We start from the raw sequence: 19762 nt of genomic DNA, 5'->3' as shown, positions 1-19762 counted from the left end.
GCGAGGTGGAACGACGGATCTTCGGCATCGAGACCGAGTACGGCGTCACGTGCACCTTCAAGGGGCAGCGCCGCCTCTCACCCGACGAGGTTGCCCGCTACCTGTTCCGCCGGGTGGTCTCCTGGGGCCGTAGCTCGAACGTCTTCCTGCGCAACGGCTCCCGGCTCTACCTCGACGTCGGCAGCCACCCCGAGTACGCCACCGCTGAGTGCGACGACGTCACCGAGCTCGTCGTCCACGACAAGGCCGGCGAGCGGATCCTCGAGGGGCTGATGGTCGACGCCGAGCAGCGCCTGAACGAGGAGGGCGTCACCGGCGACATCTACCTGTTCAAGAACAACACCGACTCGGCCGGCAACAGCTACGGCTGCCACGAGAACTACCTGGTGGGCCGGCACGGCGAGTTCAGCCGGATGGCCGACGTCCTGATCCCGTTCCTGGTCAGCCGGCAGATGGTGGTCGGCGCGGGCAAGGTGCTGCAGACCCCACGCGGCGCGGTCTACTGCGTCAGCCAGCGGGCCGAGCACATCTGGGAGGGCGTCTCCAGCGCCACCACCCGGTCGCGGCCGATCATCAACACCCGCGACGAGCCGCACGCCGACGCCGAGAAGTACCGCCGGCTGCACGTCATCGTCGGCGACTCGAACATGAGCGAGACGACGACGCTGCTCAAGGTCACCATCACCGACCTGGTGCTGCGGATGATCGAGCAGGGCGTGGTGCTGCGGGACATGACCCTGGAGAACCCGATCCGCGCGATCCGGGAGATCAGCCACGACCTCACCGGCCGCCGCAAGGTCCGGCTCGCCAACGGCCGGGAGATGTCGGCCCTGGAGATCCAGCAGGAGTACCACGACCGCGCCGCCGAGTTCGTCGACCGCGAGGGCTACGGCCCGGTGCACCGGCAGATGCTGGAGCTGTGGGGGCGCACGCTCAAGGCCGTCGACAGCGGCGACCTCTCGCTGATCGACCGGGAGATCGACTGGGCCATCAAGCACCAGCTGCTGCACCGGTACATGGCCAAGCGCGACCTGTCGCTGTCCAGCCCGCGGGTCGCCCAGATGGACCTCGCGTACCACGACATCCGGCGCAACCGCGGCCTGTACTACCTCCTGGAGAAGGCCGGCCAGGTCGAGCGGGTCACCCACGACCCGGCGATCTTCGAGGCCAAGAACGTCCCGCCGCAGACCACCCGGGCCAAGCTGCGAGGGGAGTTCATCCGGCGCGCCCAGGACAAGCGCCGCGACTTCACCGTCGACTGGGTGCACCTCAAGCTCAACGACCAGGCCCAGCGCACCGTCCTGTGCAAGGACCCCTTCAAGTCCGTGGACGAACGGGTGGAGAAGCTCATCGCGTCCATGTGACGGCCGGGGACCACCGCGTCGGCGATCCGCCAGGGCCCACGCCGTCGCATGTGACCACCTCGGCGTCCTGCGCGGAGGCTCAGGACGGGCTGGGGGACGGCGCGGTGCCGGGCTCGGGTGTACCGGCCAGGCGCCCTCGTCAGCTCCCGGTCGGCGTCGAACCGCACGGAGCGCGCCACCGTCGCCATACCTGATCGCCGTGTCGTTGTATGACCGTTATCCCCAACCCACAGCCGCCCGTCCCGGGAAGACCGACCGCGTCGACAAGGGGGAGGCGGTCCGGCCGGGCACCTGGCCCGATGCCGTCGGCCCGGCAGACCATTGGCCTTGCGCGGCGGTGCCGACCACACTGCCGCGGTGGGCACCGCACTCGTCACCGGCGTCGGTCGCCGCAGCTCCATCGGCTTCGCGGTCGCCCGGCGGCTGCTGGACCGCGGGGACCGGGTGGTGGTCCAGTCCTGGGCGCCGCACGACGCGGAGCAGCCGTGGGGCGGCGACGACCTGGCCGCCGTCCTCGCCGAGCTGGGAGACCCGCCGCACGTCACCGTCGACCTGGCCGAGCCGGGCGCGCCGGGCGAGCTGGTCGCCGCCGCCCGGGACGCGGTCGGTCCGCTGACCACCCTGGTCGCCGCGCACGCACGCAGCGCCATGGGCCGGCTCGCCGAGGTGACGGCCGCCGAGGTCGACCTCTGCTTCGCGGTCAACGCCCGCGGCAGCCTGCTGCTCACCCAGGCCTTCGCCGCCCAGTACGAGCCGGCCGCCGGCCCGGGCGCCGTCGTCCTGTTCACCTCCGGCCAGCACCGCGGGCCGATGTCCCGGGAACTGCCCTACGCGATCAGCAAGGGGGCGATCCAGCAGATGACGCTGTCCCTGGCCGACGAGCTCATCGACGCCGACGTCACCGTCAACTGCCTGAACCCCGGCCCGACGGACACCGGCTGGGCCGATCCGGCCGAGCAGGACGGCGTGGGCCGGCTGATGCCCCGGGGGCGCTGGAACAGCCCCGCGGAGGCGGCCGCCGTCGTCGCCTGGCTGACCGGCCCGGACGCCCGCTCGGTCACCGGCCAGACCATCGACGCCGAGGGCGGCTTCCGCCGCTGGGCCTGAGCCGGTGAGCGCCAGCGGTGAGCGGGTGGACCACTCTCGTCTCAGCACCGTTATCCCCAACTCTACCTCCAAGATGCCGGCAGAACCGCCACTACCCGCGCCGAGGACAGAGCCTCCCGACGCGGACGCCCTCAGGCCGGGGGCGGGCCGAACAGCGTGAGCTGGGCGGCGAACCGCCCTGCCGCGGCCGCGGCCAGGAAGTAGGCGCGGTCCTCGGCCAGGCCGCGGCCCATCGTCGACAGTCGCACCGGCGAGGCGGCCAGCGCGTCCTCCAGCCCGAGCGAGTCCACCCACTCCACCGGGTTGCGCTCCGGCTGCCCGGCCAGGTCCTCCTCGACCTGGGTGCCCAGCTCCGATCCCAGCCCGCGGGGCGCCACCAGGGTGACGCCCCCCATCGCGACCCGGCCGAAGGCGGTCAGCGAGTGGTGCGAGACGCCGCGGTGCCGGGGGCGCGGGTCGGCGTCGGAGATGCGCAGGGCGCCGACGGCCCGCCCACCCAGCACGTGCACGGCGTTGCAGGCCTCGCCCGCCGCGACCCCGGAGAAGCCCCACGGCGTCCCGGTGCCCAGGTTGCCCGGCCCCTGGGTGACGATCGTGACGTCGGCCCGGAGCACGTGCCGGGCGGCCAGCAGCCCGGTGTGCACCGTGACGGCCTCCAGGTCGCCACCAAACGCCTGCCCGACGGTGACCACCCCGGCGAGCGAGCCGACCAGGGTGTCCAGGGTCCGGGAGAAGGCCGCGGGCAGCGCCCCGCCGTCGGTCATCACGTAGGCCACGCGCAGCGCCGGGTCGGTGACGTGCACGCCGGCCAGCACCGCGGGCAGGGCCGAGTGCAGGTCGGCCACGACCACCGGCATGCCGTCGAGGTCCTCCGCGCCGGCGATGGTGTCGTGGTGCGGCGTCTCCTGCTCGTCGACGCCCTGCACGGTCACCTGCAGCGGCGTGTAGCGGCCCTTCACCAGGTGCCCGGGGCCGGTGGGGTCCGGCGGCAGCCGGTCCGGGACGGCGACGACGAGGGCGTACCCGCCGGTGCCCAGCCGCTGCGCCCAGGCCGTGGTGTTCAGCAGCACCTCGTCGTCCACCTGGGGTGACCCGACCAGGGAGGGGTGCGCAAGCGCCTTCAGCGTGCCGTCCTCGGGCACCTCGACGGTCAGCTCCTGCGCGTCGCGCCACGACCGGCCGAGTGCGGTGACCCGGCCGCGGCGCCAGCGGATCCGGGAACCGGGGGCGGGAGACGGTGCATCAGTCACCGGGGGAGGCTAACCAGCGAGCGCGCCGGCCGCCGCGCACTAGCCTGTGCCCGTGGCAGCCAAGCGGGCAGAACGACTGGTGAACCTGGTCATCGCCCTGCTCGGGACCCGGCAGTACGTCTCGGCGGCGAAGATCCGCTCGATCGTCCCCGGGTACGAGCCCGACGACGGCACGGACCGCGCCGACGAGGCGTTCAAGCGGATGTTCGAGCGGGACAAGGCCGAGCTGCGCGAGATCGGCGTGCCCCTGGAGACCGGGCGGACCAGCGCGTTCGACACCGAGGACGGCTACCGCATCGCCCGGGCCGACTACGAGCTGCCCGAGATCACCCTCACCGGTGAGGAGGCCGCTGCCGTGGGGCTCGCGCTGCGGCTGTGGCAGTCCGCGCAGCTGGCCGGCGCCGCGCAGAGCGCCCTGGTCAAGCTCCGCGCCGCCGGGGTGGAGGTCGACCAGTCCCGGGGGCTGTCCATCCAGCCGCGCCTGGACGCCGGCGAGCCCGCCTTCGAACCCTGCTATGCGGCGGCGCGCGACCGCCGGGCGCTCGCCTTCGACTACCGCCGTCCGGACGAGCAGACCGCCAGCCGCCGCCGGGTGCAGCCGTGGGGCCTGGTGGCCTGGCACGGCCGCTGGTACCTGGTCGGCCACGACCTGGACCGGCAGGCAGCCCGCGTCTTCCGGCTCTCCCGGGTCACCGGCACGCCGCGGGCCAGTGGCCCGGCCGGTGCGTTCGAGCCGCCGGCCGACCTCGACCTCGCCTCGGTGGTGGCCGGCTCGGAGCGCCGGGAGGAGCAGCTCGTCGTCGTCCGCGCCCGGCCGGGGACCGCGATCGGCCTGCGCCGGCACGCCACCCCGCTGGGTGCCGCGGACGACGGCGACGACCGGCTGGAGCTGCGCACCACCGCGCCCTGGGCGCTGGCCGACCAGCTGGCCGCCTACGGCCCGGACGTGCTCGTCGAGGCGCCCCAGCGGATGCGCGAGGCGGTCGTGGAACGGCTCAGCCGGCTGGCCGCCGCGGGGGAGCGGGCATGACGGCGCCCAGCACGGCCGAGCGGATGACCCGGCTGCTGGCGCTGGTGCCCTACCTGACCGCCCGGCCCGACGGCGTCCGGCTGGCCGACGCGGCCGCCGACTTCGGGGTCACCGAGGTCCAGCTGCGCCGCGACCTGGACCTGCTGTGGCTCTGCGGCCTGCCCGGGCACGGCCCGGGCGACCTCATCGACCTGGCCTTCGAGGGCGACCGGGTGCGGATCACCTTCACCGCCGGGATGGTCCGCCCGCTGCGGTTGTCCACCGACGAGGCGGTCGCGCTGATCGTCGCCCTGCGCACGCTGCTGGAGCTGCCCGGGCTGGCCGAGGGCGAGGCGGTGAGCCGGGCGCTGGCCAAGGTCTCGGCGGCCGCCGGGCACCCCGCCGAGGTGCAGGCGCCGGTGGCGGTCAGCGTCGACGCCCGCGCGCAGTCCCTCGCCGTCGTCCGTGACGGGGTGGAGCGGCGCCGCGCCCTGCACCTGCACTACTACGTCCCCAGCCGGGACGAGCGCACCGAGCGCACCGTCGACCCGATGCGGCTGCTGCTGGTCGACGGCCACTGGTACCTGGAGGCGTGGTGCCGGAACGCCGAGGGCGTGCGGCTGTTCCGGCTGGACCGGATCGACGACGTCGCGGTGCTCGAGGAGCCGGCCGCCCCGCCGCCCCAGGCGCACGAGCGCGACCTGGACGACGGGCTCTACCAGCCCGGCGCGGAGGAGCCGCTGGTCCGGCTGCGGCTGGCCCGCACCGCCCGCTGGGTCGCCGACTACTACCCGGTGGAGGAGCAGACCGAGGTGACCGACCCGCCGGGTGGGCTGGCGGTCACGGTGCGGACGTCGGACCTGGGCTGGGCCCGCCGCCTGGTGGCGTCGCTGGGCGGGGCGGCGACGGTGGACGAGCCGGCCGAGCTCGCCACCCGGGTCGCCGAGGAGGCCCGCGCCGCGCTGGCCCGGTACGCGGACTGACCGGCAGCTCAGCCGAGCCCCGGCCGGGCAGCGCCGGTTAGGCTCGCCCTGTGCTGCTGATCGTGTGGATCGTCGTCCCGGTGCTGGCCCTGCTGGTGCTCGGCGTCCTGGCGTACGGGGTGTTCGGTGCCGCCGGCCGGCTGGACGGCGAGCTGCGGGCGCTGGAGCGCGACGTCCGCCCGGTGCTGGCCGAGGTCCAGGCCTCGGCGGAGAAGGCCGCCGCCCAGCGCGCGGAGCGGTCGGAGACCGACGACTGAACCCGAGATGGACGGCGTGCGTACAGCCGTCCGCAGCCCTGGACCCACGGCGTTCCCGGCGTAGAGTCGGCCCGGCACGTCCGCCACGACTAGGAGGAGTCCGATGAACCTCGGCCCCATGGAGATCGGCCTCATCATCCTGGCCGTCCTGCTGCTCTTCGGTTACAAGAAGCTGCCCGACGCCTCCCGCTCGATGGGGCGCTCGATGCGCATCTTCAAGTCCGAGATGAAGGGCATGAAGGACGACGACGTGCGCGCCAAGGACGAGGCCCGCACGTCCCCGGTCACCGGTGAGATCGTGGCCCCCGCGGTGACCCCGGGTGCCGTCGACTACGAGGCCGAGGCGGCCGCCGCCGAGGCCCGGGCCGCCGAGGCCCGGGCGCGTGCGGAGCAGGTGCGTTCGTCGGCAGCCGCCGACGGCACGCGCTGACCCACAGCACCGACCGCTGCCGCCCGTGACCCTGGCAGGGCGAGTGCGTGACCGTCGACCGCGGCGTCCCGAACGGGACGCCGCGGCGACGATGAGCCTCATCGGCCACCTCCGCGAACTGCGCAACCGCATCGGCATCGCGCTGTTCTTCGTGCTGATCGGCACCGCGGTGGCGTTCTGGTGGTACGAGCAGGGCCTGGGCCAGTTCATCCGGGCGCCCTACTGCGGGTTGGCCTCGGACACCCGGGGGCTGCCCAGCCAGCCCGACGGCGACTGCGACCTGCTGGTCATCGACGTCCTCGGCGGTGCGCTGATCCGGCTGAAGATCAGCTTCATCGTCGGGGTGGTGCTGTCCTCGCCGTTCTGGCTGTACCAGGTGTGGGCCTTCCTCACCCCCGGGTTGAAGAAGAGCGAGAAGCGCTACGGCGTCGCGTTCGTCGCGGCGTCCAGCAGCCTGTTCGCCCTGGGGGCCGCACTGGCCTACATCGCCCTGTCCAAGGGCCTGGAGCTGCTGATCGGCCTGGCCGGCGACGGCGTCACCGTCGCGCTGACCGCGCAGGAGTACATCGGCTTCGTCATCTCGCTCCTGGTCGCCTTCGGGGTGAGCTTCGAGCTGCCGCTGATCGCGATGGTGCTGAACCTGATCGGCGTCCTCTCCTACGAGACGCTGTCCAAGAGCCGGCGGTGGATCTACTTCCTCACCATCGTGTTCGCCGCGTTCATCACCCCCACGCAGGACCCGTTCACCATGCTGCTGATGGCCGCGCCGATGTGCGTGCTGTTCGAGATCGCGATCCAGATCGCCCGGTTCGTGGACAAGCGGCGGGCCAAGCGGGAGGCCGCGGAGGGCCTGGCCGGGCTGGACGACGACGAGGCATCCCCGAGCATCGACGCGGCGAGCCCGCTGGACACCACCCCGAGCTCGCTCGACGAGCCGGCGCACCTGCAGCGCTGAGCCGGTCCGGGCGGGCATGACGCGGCCCGAGGTGGCCGTCCTGGTCAACGCCGCCGCCGGGCGGGGCCGCGCAGCCCGGGCCGTTCCCGCCGTCGTGGCAGCGCTGACCGCCGGTGGGGTGCGGCCCCGGGCGCTGGCCGCCCGCACCCGGGCGGAGGCGGAACGGCTGGCCACGGTCGCGGTGGGCGACGGGGTCGGGGCAGTGGCCGCCCTCGGTGGCGACGGCACCGCCCACGCCGTCCTCCAGGCCGTGGCCGGCACCGGCACCCCGCTGGCGCTGCTGCCGGCCGGCAGCGGCAACGACCTGGCCACCGCCCTCGGTGTGCCGACCGACCCGGTGCGGGCCGCCGCCGACCTCGTCGCGGACCTGCACGCCGGCCGCACCCGGCAGCTCGACTCCGCGCGCACCGGCGAGCGGTGGTGGGCCACCGTGCTGTGCTGCGGCTTCGACTCGGCGGTCACCGAGCGAGCGCACCGGCTGCGCTGGCCACGCGGCCCCCGCCGCTACGACGTCGCGATCCTGCTCGAGCTCGCCCAGCTGCGGCCCCGCGCGGTCACGCTCACCGTCGACGGCGCCGTCCGCCAGCACGAGGTGACCCTGGTCGCGGTCGGCAACACCCCCTGGTACGGCGGCGGGCTGCGGATCGCCCCCGGCGCGGACCCGGCCGACGGGCTGCTGGAGGTCGTCGTCATCGGGCCGGTCAGCCGCCGGGAGCTGGTGCGCACCCGCCCTCGGCTGGCCGCCGGCAGCCACGTCGGCCACCCCGCGGTCACCGTGCTGCGCGGCCGGGAGATCGGCCTCACCGGCGCCGGCCTGACCACCTGGGCCGACGGCGAGCCGATCGGCGCACTCCCGGCCACGACCGTCTGCGTACCCGGCGCCCTCACCGTCCTCGGCTGACCCGCCCTGCCACCAGAACGGCCATCTCGGTGGTGGAGAGGGACGACCGGTGGCGCGGAGGGAGAGCGCCTAACGTGGGGGCATGTCCAGCCCGGCTGAGCGTTATGCGGCTGCCCGCCGGCGGAACGCGCACCCCACCCTCTCGGACTTCACCGCCGAACTCGGCTTCTCCCTGGACCCGTTCCAGGTCGAGGCGTGCGAGGCGCTGGAGCAGGGCTCCGGTGTGCTGGTCTGTGCCCCGACCGGCGCCGGCAAGACCGTGGTGGGGGAGTTCGCCGTCCACAAGGCGCTGCAGGAGGGCCGCAAGGCCTTCTACACCACGCCGATCAAGGCGCTGAGCAACCAGAAGTACCGCGACCTCTGCGACCGGTACGGGGCGGCGAAGGTCGGGCTGCTCACCGGGGACAACGCCATCAACGGCGACGCACCGGTGGTCGTGATGACCACCGAGGTCCTGCGCAACATGCTCTACGTCGACTCCCCGGCGCTCACCGACCTCGGCTACGTCGTCATGGACGAGGTGCACTACCTCGCCGACCGGTTCCGCGGCGCGGTGTGGGAGGAGGTGATCATCCACCTCCCCGAGCACGTCCGGCTCGTCTCGCTGTCGGCCACGGTGAGCAACGCCGAGGAGTTCGCCGACTGGCTGGTCACCGTCCGCGGGGACACGGCGGTCGTCGTCAGCGAGGTGCGGCCGATCCCGCTCTGGCAGCACATGCTGGTGGGCGGCCGGGTGTTCGACCTGTTCGCGCTGCGGCCCGCCGCCCACGCGGGGGAGTGGGAGCAGACCCCGCGCGGGCTGTCGACCCGCGAGCGCGGCCGCGCGGTGGTCGACCCCGAGCTGGTCCGGTACGTGCACGAGCAGGAACGCCGGCACGACAGCTGGCCCGGCGGTGGCGGAACCCGCGGCGGGTTGAGCCACAAGCCCCGGTACCGGCCGCCGTCCCGGCCGGAGGTCATCGAGCGGCTGGACCGGGCCGGGCTGCTGCCAGCGATCACCTTCGTCTTCAGCCGCAACGGTTGCGACGCCGCCGTCCACCAGTGCCTGGCCTCGGGGATGCGGCTGACCGACGAGACCGAGCGTCGGGCGATCGCCGAGATCATCGACCGGCGCACCGGGTCGCTGCCCGAGGAGGACCTGCACGTCCTCGGCTTCTGGGAGTGGCGGGAGGGGCTGCTCGCCGGCTTCGCCGCCCACCACGCCGGGCTGGTGCCGGCGTTCAAGGAGACCGTCGAGGAGTGCTTCGTCCGCGGCCTGGCCAAGGCGGTGTTCGCCACCGAGACCCTCGCCCTGGGCATCAACATGCCCGCGCGCACCGTCGTCCTGGAGCGGCTGGTGAAGTGGAACGGCGAGGCCCACGCCGACGTGACGCCGGGGGAGTACACCCAGCTCACCGGCCGGGCCGGCCGGCGCGGCATCGACATCGAGGGGCACGCCGTCGTCGTCTGGGCGCCAGGGGTCGACCCGGCGGCCGTGGCCGGGCTGGCCAGCACCCGCACCTACCCGCTGCGCTCCTCCTTCCGGCCCAGCTACAACATGGCCGTCAACCTGGTCGGCGCCTTCGGCCGGGCGCACGCCCGTGAGCTGCTCGCCTCCTCCTTCGCGCAGTTCCAGGCCGACCGGTCGGTGGTCGGCCTGGCCCGCTCGGCCGCCCGGCACGAGGAGGACGCCGCCCGGCTGCTCAAGGAGATGAACGCCGGGCTCAGCGCCGCGGTGCTGGACGTCGCCGGGTACGCCCGGCTGCGGATGGAGATCTCCGAGCGGGAGAAGGCGCTGTCGCGGGACTCGCAGGCCAAGCGCCGGCTGGAGGCCGCCGAGTCCCTCGCTGCCCTGCGGGCCGGCGACGTCATCCGGGTGCCGAGCGGACGGCGCCAGGGCCTGGCCGTGGTGCTCGACCCCGGGGTCACCGAGCTCACCGACCCCCGGCCGCTGGTGCTCACCGAGGACAAGTGGGCCGGCCGACTCGGCTCGGTCGACTTCCCGTCGCCGGTGAGCGCCCTGGCCCGGGTCAAGGTGCCGAAGAACTTCAACCACCGCAGCCCGCACGCCCGCCGGGACCTCGCCTCCACCCTGCGCAACGCCCGCGCCGAGAACGGCCTGGGTGCCCGGCGGACCAAGGGGCGGTCCGCGGCCGACGACGACCCGGTGCTCGCCGACCTGCGGCACGCGCTGCGCGCCCACCCGGTGCACGGGCTGCCCGACCGGGAGGAGCGGGTGCGTGCCGCCGACCGCTGGCTGCGCGAGGTGCGGGACGGCGAGCGGCTGCGCCGGCAGATCGCCGACCGCACCAGCTCGCTGACCCAGCAGTTCGACCGCACCTGCGACGTCCTCACCGAGCTGGGCTACCTGCACCCGGCCCCTCCGCAGGACGACGCCCCGCCCGCAGCGGTGGTCACCGAGGCCGGCCGCCGGCTCGGCCGGATCTGGTCGGAGACCGACCTGCTGACCGCCGAGTGCCTGCGGGCCGGTGTGTTCCGCGGGCTCACCCCCGCCGAGCTGGCCGGTTGCGTCTCCGCCCTGGTGTTCGAGGCGCGTCGGGAGAGCGCCGCCCAGCCCTCCGTGCCGGCCGGCAAGGTCGCCGGTGCGCTCGCCGAGATGCGCAGGGTGCACACCGCGCTCACCGACCTCGAGCGGGAGCACGCCGTGCCGGTCACCCGCGACCCGGACCTGGGCTTCGTCTGGGCCGCCTACCGGTGGGCCGACGGCCAGAGCCTGGACCGGGTGCTGGCCGGGGCGCAGCAGGCCGGCACCGAGCTCTCCGGCGGCGACTTCGTCCGCTGGGCGCGGCAGCTGGTCGACCTGCTCGACCAGCTCGCCAAGGTCGCCGACGACCCGCTGGCCGGGATCGCGCGGGCCGCGGTGGGCCGGGTGCGCCGCGGGGTGGTCGCGGTCGCCGTCACCGACTGATCCGCGGCCGGTGGGCCACAATCGGCCGTCCCCGGTGCACCGCACCGGAGAGCCGATCGAGGAGTGACGATGAGCCAGCCGCCGCAGGGCGAGGACCCGCAGTCCCCCTGGGCCCGCCCGGACCGGGAGCCCGGCGGCGCACCCGGTCCCCGGTCGGCGGCAGCGGGGTGGGGCGCCCCGCAGGGCGGCTGGGGTCCACCGTCGGGCGGACCGGGGCAGCCACCGCGGTACCAGGGCTGGGGGGAGGCCCCCGGGTACGGCCGGCCCGGCGAGTACGGGCAGCCCGGTGGCTGGGGGCCGCCGTCCGCGCAGTTCGGCTCTCCCGGGGGCTGGGGTCCACCGGCGCAGCCGGCCAGCAGACGGTCCCGGCCGCCGAAGCTGGTGCTGGTCACGCTGGCGGTCCTGCTGGTGGTCGTCGCGCTGAGCCTGCCGTCCCCGCTGAGCGCCACCCGGCTCGACCCGGCGGCGGTGGAGCGTGCCGTGGCCGACCAGTTCGAGGACCGGGAGGGCGTCGCCCTCGACCTCAGCTGCGAGGACGAGCTCCCGGTCCGCGCCGGCGCCACCTACTCGTGCGCGGGCCGGACCGTCGACGGCGAACCGGTCAGCATCACGATCACGCTGACCGGCGAGGACGGCGACTACACCTGGGCGGCGACCTGACCGGGCCGTTCAGCCCTGCGGCCACCCCAGCGCCGACCCCAGTCGGCGCACCGAGGACTCCAGCCCGTGCGCCTCGGCCAGCGACGCCAGGGCGTCGGGGTCGGCCGGGTGGCGGGGCAGCTCGCCGTCCACCGGGGGCAGGTCGATGGTGGTGACGACGGCGACCACCTCGGGTGCGGCGTCGAGGTAGTCGGCGGCCGCGTGCAGCTTCTTCAGCACCGCCGCGGTCAGTGGGGCCTTGGGGACGGCGGTGCGGGCGGCCGCCTCCCGGATGCCGGCCAGTGACCCGAACTCGTTGATCAGCGCCGCTGCCGTCTTCGCCCCGACGCCGGACACCCCGGGCAGCCCGTCGCTGGGGTCGCCGCGGAGCACCGCGAAGTCGGCGTAGGAGCGGCCGGGGATGCCGTACTTCGCCGCGACGGCCGCCTCGTCGACGAACTCCAGGTCGTTGATGCCGCGGTTGGTGTAGAGCACCCGCACGTCGCGGGCGTCGTCGACCAGCTGGAACAGGTCCCGGTCGCCGGTGACCACGTCGACCGGCCCGCGGGCCCGGGTGGCCAGCGTGCCGATGACGTCGTCGGCCTCGTAGCCGGGGGCGCCGACCCGGGTCAGCCCGGCGGCGGCGAGCACCTCGACCAGCACCGGCACCTGCGGCCCGAGCTCGTCGGGCACCTCCTCACCGCCCTCCTGCGCGACCCGGTGCGCCTTGTAGCTGGGCAGCGCGGCGACCCGGAACGCCGGGCGCCAGTCGTCGTCCCAGCAGGCGACCAGCCGGGTGGGGGAGTGGGCGGCGACCAGCCGGGCGGTCATGTCCAGGAAGCCGCGGACGGCGTTGACCGGTCGGCCGTGCGGGCCGGTCACGCTGGTCGGCACCCCGTAGAAGGCACGGAAGTAGAGGCTCGCGGCGTCCAGGAGCATCGTCGTCACGCCGGGCACGGTAACGGTGCGATGACGACGGCCGGGGCTGTCGCTCCCGCTGGTTAGTCTGCGGACGTGGTCGCCGTCTCTCCCTCCTCCCCGCTGGTGTCCATCGACCGGGTGCACGCCGCCCGCGCTCTCGCCGACGAGCTCGACATCGACGTCGTCGTCGTCACGCCCGGCTCCGACCTGCGCTACCTGTGCGGCTACGACGCGCACGCCATGGAGCGGCTGACCGCGCTGGCCGTGCCCCGCCGGGGCGAGCCGCTGCTGGTGGTGCCGCGGCTGGAGGCGCCGATGATCGAGGCCTCCCCGGCCGGGTCGTTGGGCCTTGAGGTGCTGCCCTGGGACGAGACCGACGACTCCTTCGCCCGGCTGGCCGAGGCGGTCACCGCCCGGCTGGGCAGCGCGCCGGTCCGGGTGGCCGTCGGGTCCCGCACCTGGGCCGAGCACGCGCTCGGCATCCAGCGGGCGCTGCCCGGTTCGGCGCTGGAGCTGGCCAGCCCGGTCATCGACCGGCTGCGGATGGTGAAGACGCCGGCCGAGGTCGAGGAGCTGGCGATCGCCGGTGCGGCGATCGACCGGGTGCACGCCCGGATGGGCCAGTGGCTGCGGGTCGGCCGCACTGAGGCCGAGGTCGGCGCGGACGTCGCGGCGGCGATCCTCGCCGAGGGCCACGTCGGCGTCGACTTCACGATCGTCGGCTCGGGCCCCAACGGCGCCAGCCCGCACCACGAGGTCTCCGACCGGGTGGTGGAGGCCGGGGACATGGTCGTCGTGGACATCGGCGGGGAGACGGCGACCGGCTACCGCTCCGACTGCACCCGCACCTACCTGGTCGGCGGGCACGCCGCCCGCGGCCTGACCGAGTGGTTCGCCGTCCTCCAGCGGGCCCAGGCGGCGGCCGTCGCCGCGGTGCGCCCCGGGGTCACGTGCGCCCAGATCGACGCCGTCGCCCGCGACGTCATCAGCAAGGCCGGCTTCGGTGAGCACTTCATCCACCGCACCGGGCACGGCATCGGGCTGGACACCCACGAGGCGCCCTACGTCGTCGCCGGCAACGACCTGCCGCTGGAGCCGGGGATGGCCTTCTCGGTCGAGCCCGGCATCTACCTGCCCGGGCGCTACGGCGCCCGGATCGAGGACATCGTCGTCTGCACCGACGACGGCGTCCGCAACCTGAACAACGGTCCCCGTGAGCTCGTCGAACTCCCCGGCTGAGCCGGGCGGGCCGCCGGCCACCCAGGACGTCGACCGCGAGCTGCTGAGCGCCCTGGCCCGCGACGGTCGGGCGAGCTTCACCGAACTGGCCGACCGCGTCGGGCTGTCGGTGTCCGCGGTGCACCAGCGGGTCCGCAGGCTGGAACAACGTGGTCTGATCACCGGCTACGCGGCTCAGCTGGACGCCAAGGCGCTCGGGCTGCCGCTCACCGCCTTCGTCTCGATCACCCCGATCGAGGCCGCCCAGCCCGACGACGCGCCGACCCGGCTGGCGCACCTGTCGGCCATCGAGGCCTGCCACTCGGTGGCCGGGGTGGAGAGCTACATCCTCAAGGTGCGGGTGGCCTCGCCCGACGCGCTGGAGGCGTTGCTGCACGAGATCCGGTCGGCGGCCAACGTGACCACCCGGACCACCGTCGTCCTCTCCACCTTCTACGAGGACCGTCCGCCGGTCTGAGGGAGGACCCCCGCCCCTCGCAGGCTCGCAGCGGGCCTGCGAGGGCCGGTGGACAGGGCATCGAACATGTGTTCGGATGGTCGGCATGCGGTGGGACGCCCAGCGGCTGGACTTCGACGAGCCCAGCACCCTGCCCGGGCTGCCCGACGTGCGTGGCCTGCTGCGCAGCGTGCAGGTCCCGGAGTTCCCGGGCCTGACGTTCCACGAGGTGCGGGCCAAGAGCGCACTCAACGCGGTACCGAAGGGCTCCGCGATGCCGTTCGGCCACACGATCAACCCCTACCGGGGCTGCTCCCATGCGTGCGTGTACTGCCTCTCGGGAGACACGCAGGTGCTCATGGCCGACGGCTCTCAGCGGGCGATCGCGGACCTGCGGGTGGGGGACCGGATCATCGGGACGGAGAAGGGCGACCGCTACCGCCGGTACGTCGAGACCGAGGTGCTGGCGCACTGGTCGACGGTCAAACCAGCCCATCGGGTGACGCTCGCCGACGGCACCGTCCTCGTCGCCAGCGCTGACCATCGGTTCCTCACCGGGCGTGGCTGGAAGCACGTCACCGGCGCGAGCTGCGGAACGGGTCAGCGCCCGTACCTGACGACGAACGACGAACTGCTCGGCTTCGGCCGCTCGGCTCCGGCGGTGGCCGCCTGCGAGGACTACCGGCGGGGCTACCTGACCGGCATGGTCCGCGGCGACGCCCACCTCAAGGTGTATCGCTACCAGCGAGCCGGGCGAGTGCATGGGGACGTGCACCGTTTCCGGCTGGCGTTGGCGGACCAGGAGGGTCTTCGACGCTCTCAGGCCTACTTGGCGCAGGCGGGGGTGTCGACTGATTGGTTCGAGTTCTCCGCTGTCACCCCCGAGCGCCGAGCGATGAGCGCGATCAGGACGTCGTCAGCCGCCTCCGTGGCCCGGATCTTCCAGCTCATCGCCTGGCCGGAACAGCCATCGGATGCCTGGCAGCGGGGCTTCCTGGCCGGCGTCTTCGACGCCGAGGGCAGTCGGAGCCAGCACGTCCTGCGGGTCACCAACGCCGATGACGAGATGCTCGAACGGACGAGTGCCGCCTTCACCGCGTTGGGCTTCGACAGCGTTCTGGAGGACAGGCGCCTGGCGAACCGGGTACGGACCGTTCGTCTGCGCGGCGGGCTGAAGGAGCACCTGCGCTTCATCCACCTGGTCGACCCGGCGATCCGCCGCAAGTGCCAGGTACAGGGCACAGCCATCAAGAGCACGGCTGATCTACGAGTGACCGAGGTCCAGGACCTCGGTCTCGAGATGCCGATGTACGACATCACCACTGGCACGGGCGACTTCATCGCGAACGGCGTCGTGAGCCACAACTGCTTCGCCCGGGGGACGCACGAGTGGCTGGAGCTGGACAGCGGGGCCGACTTCGACCAGCAGATCGTGGTCAAGACCAACCTCGTCGACGTGCTGCGGCGCGAGCTGGCCCGACCGTCCTGGCAGCGGGAGCACGTGGCGCTCGGCACCAACACCGACCCGTACCAGCGGGCCGAGGGCCGCTACCGGCTGATGCCCGGGATCATCGACGCCCTGGCCCAGTCCGGCACCCCGTTCTCGGTGTTGACCAAGGGCACGCTGGCCCGGCGCGACGTCCCCCGGCTGGCCGCCGCGTCCCGCGACGTCCCGGTCGGGATGGGGGTGTCGATGGCCATCTGGGACGACGACCTGCACGCCGCCCTGGAGCCCGGCGTCCCCACGCCCCGTGCGCGGCTGGACCTGGTGCGGGCGATCACCGACGCCGGGCTGCCCTGCGGTGTCTTCCTGGCCCCGGTGCTGCCCGGCCTCACCGACCGGATGGAGCACCTGGAGGCGGCGATCGGCGCCATCGCCGCGGCCGGGGCCACCGGGGTCACCGTGCTGCCGCTGCACCTGCGCCCGGGCGCCCGGGAGTGGTTCACCGCCTGGCTGTCCCGGGAGCACCCCGGCCTGGTCGGCCGGTACCGCCAGCTCTACGGCCGCGGCGCCTACGTGCCGGCCGAGTACCGCAGCTGGCTCGCCGGCCGGGTGGCCCCGGTGCTGGCCCGGTACGGCCTGGACCGGCAGAGCGGGGGAGTGGCGCGCGGCGTGGACCCCGGCAGCAGCCTCGGCCTGCCCGGCGACGAGTCGGTGGGCTTCCCCGCCGGCAGTCTGCCCACCCGACGGCCGGAGGTCGCGCCGATCGACGAGGCGCCCGAGCAGTTGTCGCTGTGCTGAACCCGGCGTCGGGCTGACACGGGGGAGGGGAGCCGGGGTCAGCCGGCCAGCCGGGCGCGACGGCCCACGGTGCGCAACGCCCGCACGGCGCCGCGGGGGCCCACCGGCGGCGCACCACCGGCCAGCGCCAGCCGACGGTAGGAGTCGTAGGAGAGCGTCAGGTAGTCCGCCGCCAGCTCCTCGACGTCCGCACGGCGGCTGGGCGGGGCCGTGGCGCGCATCGCCGTCGCGGTGCGCACGGCGTGCTTGGCGAACGTCACCTGCAGCGCCTGCGTGGACAGCTGCCCACCGACGTGCGAGTTCGGCCCCGGGCCCCGCCGCAGCGCCGGCAGCACCCACGGGCTCGCCGCCAGGCCGGGGAACCGGCTGCGGACCTCCTCCCAGGCGTGCCAGGCGGTCAGCGCCCCGGGCACCGACCACTCGCCGTCCTCGGTGGCCACGACGAGGCGGCGTCCGGTCGCCTGCACCTGGTCCCGGCGCAACCCCTGGAACTGCCCCACTGTCGCCGGCCAGCCCAGCGCGAGCGCGCACCACGCGACCGAGCGCAGGTGCTCCGGCGCCTCGCTGCGCACCCGGGTCAGCTCCCGCAGGTCGAGGGTCACCGGATCGGGCTCGGGGGTGGTGGCCCGCGGCACCCCGACCCCGCCGTAGCGAGCGACCTTGCTGTACAGGGCGACGGTGGCCGGCTTCCAGTCGCGGGCCGCGACCAGCGGCTCCAAGCCGGTCTCGGCGAGCGCGTCCGGCCCCAGCCCCTGCTCGAGGGCCGCCTCGACCAGCCGCCGCCACTGCGGTTCGTACCCCGGCGGCACGGGCAGCCGGGCCCAGGCGCGGGCCGGCGGAGGGGCAGGCATGTCGGGCAGCGGCGGCTGCCATGCACCTGGCATGTCAGCACACTACCGTTATCCCCAACAATGTCGCGACAGATCGTTGTCGTCACCTGCCGAAGACACCCGCCGCGCCCCTCCGGGCGCGGATCAGCAACGCCGCCACCCGGGGCTGAGCCCAGCGAGCACGACGACCGGGATGCCCGTGATCATGGGTCGGTGCGCACCGTCGGAGTCGAGGAAGAGCTGTTGGTCGTCGATCCGGCGGGGGTGCCGGTGCCCCTGGCCCCGGAGGCGCTGGAGGTGGCCGCCCGCCGCGGTGAGGGGGAGACGGTCGGAGAGCACGACCGGGCCCAGCAGTCCGATGCGGCGCCCGACACCGACGCCGCTGGGGCCCCGGCCGGTCCACGCCTGGTGCCCGAGCTGAAGGAGCAGCAGATCGAGCTGGGCACCCGGGTCTGCCGGGAGCTCGACGAGGTGGCCGCGGAGCTGCGGCACTGGCGTTCCCGGGCCGATGCGGCCGCCGCGACCGTGGGCGCCCGGGTGGCGGCCCTGGCCAGCTCACCGGTGGCCGTGGAACCGGAGACGACGCCGGGGGAGCGGTACGCGCAGACGGTCGAGGTCTTCGGCCTCACCGCCGCCGAGGTGCTCACCTGCGGCTGCCACGTGCACGTCTCCGTCGACGACGACGAGGAGGGGGTCGCCGTCCTCGACCGCATCCGGGTGTGGCTGCCGGTGCTGACCGCGCTGACCACCAACTCGCCGTTCTGGTCCGGGCGGGACACCGGCTACGCGAGCTTCCGCTCCCAGGTCTGGAACCGGTGGCCCTCCGCCGGCCCGAACGCCGTGTTCGGCACCCCGGCCCGGTACCACCAGCTGATCGCCGAGCTGGTCGCGACCGAGACGGTGCTCGACGAGGGGATGGTCTACTTCGACGCCCGCCTCTCGGCCACCTGGCCGACGGTGGAGGTGCGGGTGTCCGACGTCGCGCTGCGGGTGGAGGACGCCGTCCTGCTGGCCGGGCTGGTGCGCGGCCTGGTCGAGACCGCGGCCCGGGAGTGGCGGTCCGGCGTCCCGGCGCCGGAGGTGCGGACCGAGGTGCTCCGCGTCGCCGGCTGGCGGGCCGGCCGCTCCGGCCTGACCGGGGACCTGGTCGACCCGCGGACCGGCCAGCCGGCCCCGGCCGCCGAGGTGGTCACCGCCCTGGTCGAGCACGTCCGCCCGGCCCTGGGTGACAGTGGCGACACCGAGCGGGTCGAGGCGGGCATCGCCGACCTCCTGCGCCGCGGCACCGGGGCGATCCTGCAGCGCGAGGTCTTCGACGAGACCGGCGACCCGGCCGCCGTCGTCCGGGCCGCGGTCGCCGCCACCCACGGCGACTGAGGCCGGAGCGCCGCTCTCGGACCCGGGTTGGTTAGGGTCCGCCCATGTACACGGCCAGCTGGGGCGACGTCGCCCGCCGGGACCTGTTCGGGCCGAAGCCGGACCCTCGGGACCGCCCCTACCGGTCGGTGATCCGGATCGTGCTGGTCGTCTTCCGGCTGTTCCGCTTCCGGTTCGACATCCGCGGGGCCGAGCAGGTCCCGGCCACCGGTGGCGCGGTCATCTGCAGCAACCACGTCTCCTACTTCGACTTCACCTACCTCGGGCTCGCCGCGCTGCCGCAGCACCGACTGGTGCGGTTCATGGCGAAGGCCGCGATCTTCGGGCACTGGTTCGCCGGGCCCTTCATGCGCGCCATGCAGCACATCCCGGTCGACCGCAAGGCCGGTGCCTCGGCGTTCGACGCCGCCGTCCGGGCGCTCAAGGACGGCCATCTGGTCGGGATCTTCCCCGAGGCGACGATCAGCACCTCGTTCACCGTCAAGGACGTCAAGGCCGGGGCAGCCCGGATGGCAGTCGAGGCCGGGGTGCCGATCGTCCCCGCCGCCGTCTGGGGCGGGCAGCGCATCGCCACCAAGGCACACAAGGTGGTGCTGCGCCGGGACGTGCCGGTGACGGTGATCATCGGCGAGCCGATCGTCCCCGAGCCGGGGGAGAAGCCGCAGGCCCTGCTCCGGCGCACCAAGGCGGCGATGGTCGAGCTGCTCGACGAGGCGCAGCGCACCTACCCGGACCAGCCGGCCGGGGACGGCGACCGCTGGTGGCAGCCGGCCCACCTGGGCGGCAGCGCGCCGACCCCGGAGGTGGCCGCGATCAACGACGCCGACTACGCCGCCGGCAACCGGACGCGGGTCAAGGCCCCGCACCCGCTGGCCCGGGCCAAGGCGCTGCTGGGTCGCGTCCGCCGCTGACCC

Annotated in this window: 18 protein-coding genes; 15 read left to right on the top strand and 3 right to left on the bottom strand. The window is 74.4% G+C overall.

All coding sequences use genetic code 11. From position 1 onward, the window contains the following. Positions 1-5: 5 nt before the first annotated feature. Both pafA and IN07_RS01015 read left to right on the top strand, forming a co-directional pair. Positions 6-1364 carry a Pup--protein ligase gene (pafA, locus tag IN07_RS01020; protein ID WP_036332674.1) on the top strand — a complete coding sequence of 453 codons (1359 nt, stop codon included), beginning with the start codon at positions 6-8 and terminating at the stop codon, positions 1362-1364. A gap of 357 nt (positions 1365-1721) precedes the next feature. After that, positions 1722-2471 carry an SDR family oxidoreductase gene (locus tag IN07_RS01015; RefSeq protein ID WP_036332672.1) on the top strand — a complete coding sequence of 250 codons (750 nt, stop codon included), beginning with the start codon at positions 1722-1724 and terminating at the stop codon, positions 2469-2471. Between the two features lie 131 nt (positions 2472-2602). Here the strand turns inward: IN07_RS01015 and IN07_RS01010 are convergent, their stop codons facing one another. Next, a complete protein-coding gene (locus IN07_RS01010; protein WP_081975088.1) occupies positions 2603-3721 on the bottom strand; it encodes a DUF3866 family protein in 1119 nt (372 codons plus the stop codon). Between the two features lie 52 nt (positions 3722-3773). Here IN07_RS01010 and IN07_RS01005 point away from each other — a divergent pair, with 52 nt between their 5' ends. The 8 genes from IN07_RS01005 to IN07_RS00970 all read left to right on the top strand — a co-directional run bounded on the left by IN07_RS01005 (position 3774) and on the right by IN07_RS00970 (position 11824). Further along, positions 3774-4751: a helix-turn-helix transcriptional regulator gene (locus IN07_RS01005; RefSeq protein ID WP_036332809.1), complete on the top strand. Its 978-nt coding sequence runs from the start codon at positions 3774-3776 to the stop codon at positions 4749-4751. Further along, a complete protein-coding gene (locus IN07_RS01000; protein WP_036332670.1) occupies positions 4748-5713 on the top strand; it encodes a helix-turn-helix transcriptional regulator in 966 nt (321 codons plus the stop codon). The genes IN07_RS01005 and IN07_RS01000 overlap by 4 nt, the downstream gene beginning before the upstream one ends. Positions 5714-5763: 50 nt before the next feature. Beyond that, a complete protein-coding gene (locus tag IN07_RS00995; protein WP_036332668.1) occupies positions 5764-5970 on the top strand; it encodes a hypothetical protein in 207 nt (68 codons plus the stop codon). Between the two features lie 103 nt (positions 5971-6073). Beyond that, the gene (gene tatA, locus IN07_RS00990; RefSeq protein WP_036332666.1) at positions 6074-6400 is read left to right on the top strand and encodes a Sec-independent protein translocase subunit TatA; all 327 of its coding nucleotides are present in this window, start codon (positions 6074-6076) and stop codon (positions 6398-6400) included. A gap of 43 nt (positions 6401-6443) precedes the next feature. Continuing rightward, positions 6444-7355: a twin-arginine translocase subunit TatC gene (gene tatC, locus IN07_RS00985; RefSeq protein WP_231557926.1), complete on the top strand. Its 912-nt coding sequence runs from the start codon at positions 6444-6446 to the stop codon at positions 7353-7355. A 16-nt stretch (positions 7356-7371) separates the two neighbouring features. After that, positions 7372-8256 carry a diacylglycerol/lipid kinase family protein gene (locus IN07_RS00980; protein ID WP_036332662.1) on the top strand — a complete coding sequence of 295 codons (885 nt, stop codon included), beginning with the start codon at positions 7372-7374 and terminating at the stop codon, positions 8254-8256. Between the two features lie 82 nt (positions 8257-8338). Continuing rightward, positions 8339-11164, top strand: a complete 2826-nt coding sequence (locus tag IN07_RS00975; RefSeq protein WP_036332660.1) for a DEAD/DEAH box helicase — start codon at positions 8339-8341, stop codon at positions 11162-11164. Between the two features lie 69 nt (positions 11165-11233). Further along, positions 11234-11824, top strand: a complete 591-nt coding sequence (locus tag IN07_RS00970) for a DUF4333 domain-containing protein (protein WP_036332659.1) — start codon at positions 11234-11236, stop codon at positions 11822-11824. Positions 11825-11833: 9 nt separating this feature from the next. Here IN07_RS00970 and IN07_RS00965 read toward each other — a convergent pair whose 3' ends face one another. Then, complete coding sequence (locus IN07_RS00965; RefSeq protein WP_036332657.1) at positions 11834-12742, bottom strand: 5'-3' exonuclease; 909 nt, start codon at positions 12740-12742, stop codon at positions 11834-11836. Between the two features lie 75 nt (positions 12743-12817). On the opposite strand from IN07_RS00965, the gene IN07_RS00960 reads away from it, so the two are divergent. From IN07_RS00960 to IN07_RS00950, 3 genes are all read left to right on the top strand, one after another. Beyond that, positions 12818-13963 carry a M24 family metallopeptidase gene (locus IN07_RS00960; RefSeq protein WP_052090457.1) on the top strand — a complete coding sequence of 382 codons (1146 nt, stop codon included), beginning with the start codon at positions 12818-12820 and terminating at the stop codon, positions 13961-13963. Beyond that, positions 13938-14420: an Lrp/AsnC family transcriptional regulator gene (locus tag IN07_RS00955; protein ID WP_052090455.1), complete on the top strand. Its 483-nt coding sequence runs from the start codon at positions 13938-13940 to the stop codon at positions 14418-14420. Before IN07_RS00960 ends, IN07_RS00955 begins: the two co-directional genes overlap by 26 nt. A gap of 76 nt (positions 14421-14496) precedes the next feature. Beyond that, the gene (locus IN07_RS00950; protein ID WP_231557925.1) at positions 14497-16641 is read left to right on the top strand and encodes an intein-containing Rv2578c family radical SAM protein; all 2145 of its coding nucleotides are present in this window, start codon (positions 14497-14499) and stop codon (positions 16639-16641) included. A 38-nt stretch (positions 16642-16679) separates the two neighbouring features. Here the strand turns inward: IN07_RS00950 and IN07_RS00945 are convergent, their stop codons facing one another. Beyond that, positions 16680-17525 carry a hypothetical protein gene (locus IN07_RS00945; RefSeq protein ID WP_036332655.1) on the bottom strand — a complete coding sequence of 282 codons (846 nt, stop codon included), beginning with the start codon at positions 17523-17525 and terminating at the stop codon, positions 16680-16682. Positions 17526-17684: 159 nt separating this feature from the next. Here IN07_RS00945 and IN07_RS00940 point away from each other — a divergent pair, with 159 nt between their 5' ends. Together IN07_RS00940 and IN07_RS00935 are read left to right on the top strand one after the other, a co-directional pair. Beyond that, positions 17685-18848, top strand: coding sequence for a carboxylate-amine ligase (locus IN07_RS00940; RefSeq protein WP_036332653.1), 1164 nt, complete (start codon positions 17685-17687; stop codon positions 18846-18848). Between the two features lie 44 nt (positions 18849-18892). Next, positions 18893-19759 carry a lysophospholipid acyltransferase family protein gene (locus IN07_RS00935; protein WP_036332651.1) on the top strand — a complete coding sequence of 289 codons (867 nt, stop codon included), beginning with the start codon at positions 18893-18895 and terminating at the stop codon, positions 19757-19759. Positions 19760-19762 lie beyond the last annotated feature (3 nt).

Origin of the sequence: Modestobacter caceresii (genome assembly GCF_000761485.1) — a bacterium.
Classification (GTDB): Bacteria; Actinomycetota; Actinomycetes; order Mycobacteriales; family Geodermatophilaceae; genus Modestobacter; species Modestobacter caceresii.
Note: the sequence above shows the minus strand (reverse complement) of the source record. Positions and strands in the feature narration are given on the sequence as shown.

Excerpts from the sequence above, each read along its gene's own strand:
- IN07_RS00935 (WP_036332651.1), top strand. The coding sequence starts at position 18,893 with ATGTACACGGCCAGCTGGGGCGACGTCGCCCGCCGGGACCTGTTCGGG.
- tatA (WP_036332666.1), top strand. The coding sequence starts at position 6,074 with ATGAACCTCGGCCCCATGGAGATCGGCCTCATCATCCTGGCCGTCCTG.
- IN07_RS00950 (WP_231557925.1), top strand. The coding sequence starts at position 14,497 with ATGGTCGGCATGCGGTGGGACGCCCAGCGGCTGGACTTCGACGAGCCC.
- IN07_RS00965 (WP_036332657.1), bottom strand. The coding sequence starts at position 12,742 with ATGCTCCTGGACGCCGCGAGCCTCTACTTCCGTGCCTTCTACGGGGTG.
- IN07_RS00970 (WP_036332659.1), top strand. The coding sequence starts at position 11,234 with ATGAGCCAGCCGCCGCAGGGCGAGGACCCGCAGTCCCCCTGGGCCCGC.
- IN07_RS00945 (WP_036332655.1), bottom strand. The coding sequence starts at position 17,525 with ATGCCAGGTGCATGGCAGCCGCCGCTGCCCGACATGCCTGCCCCTCCG.
- IN07_RS00980 (WP_036332662.1), top strand. The coding sequence starts at position 7,372 with ATGACGCGGCCCGAGGTGGCCGTCCTGGTCAACGCCGCCGCCGGGCGG.
- IN07_RS00975 (WP_036332660.1), top strand. The coding sequence starts at position 8,339 with ATGTCCAGCCCGGCTGAGCGTTATGCGGCTGCCCGCCGGCGGAACGCG.
- IN07_RS01000 (WP_036332670.1), top strand. The coding sequence starts at position 4,748 with ATGACGGCGCCCAGCACGGCCGAGCGGATGACCCGGCTGCTGGCGCTG.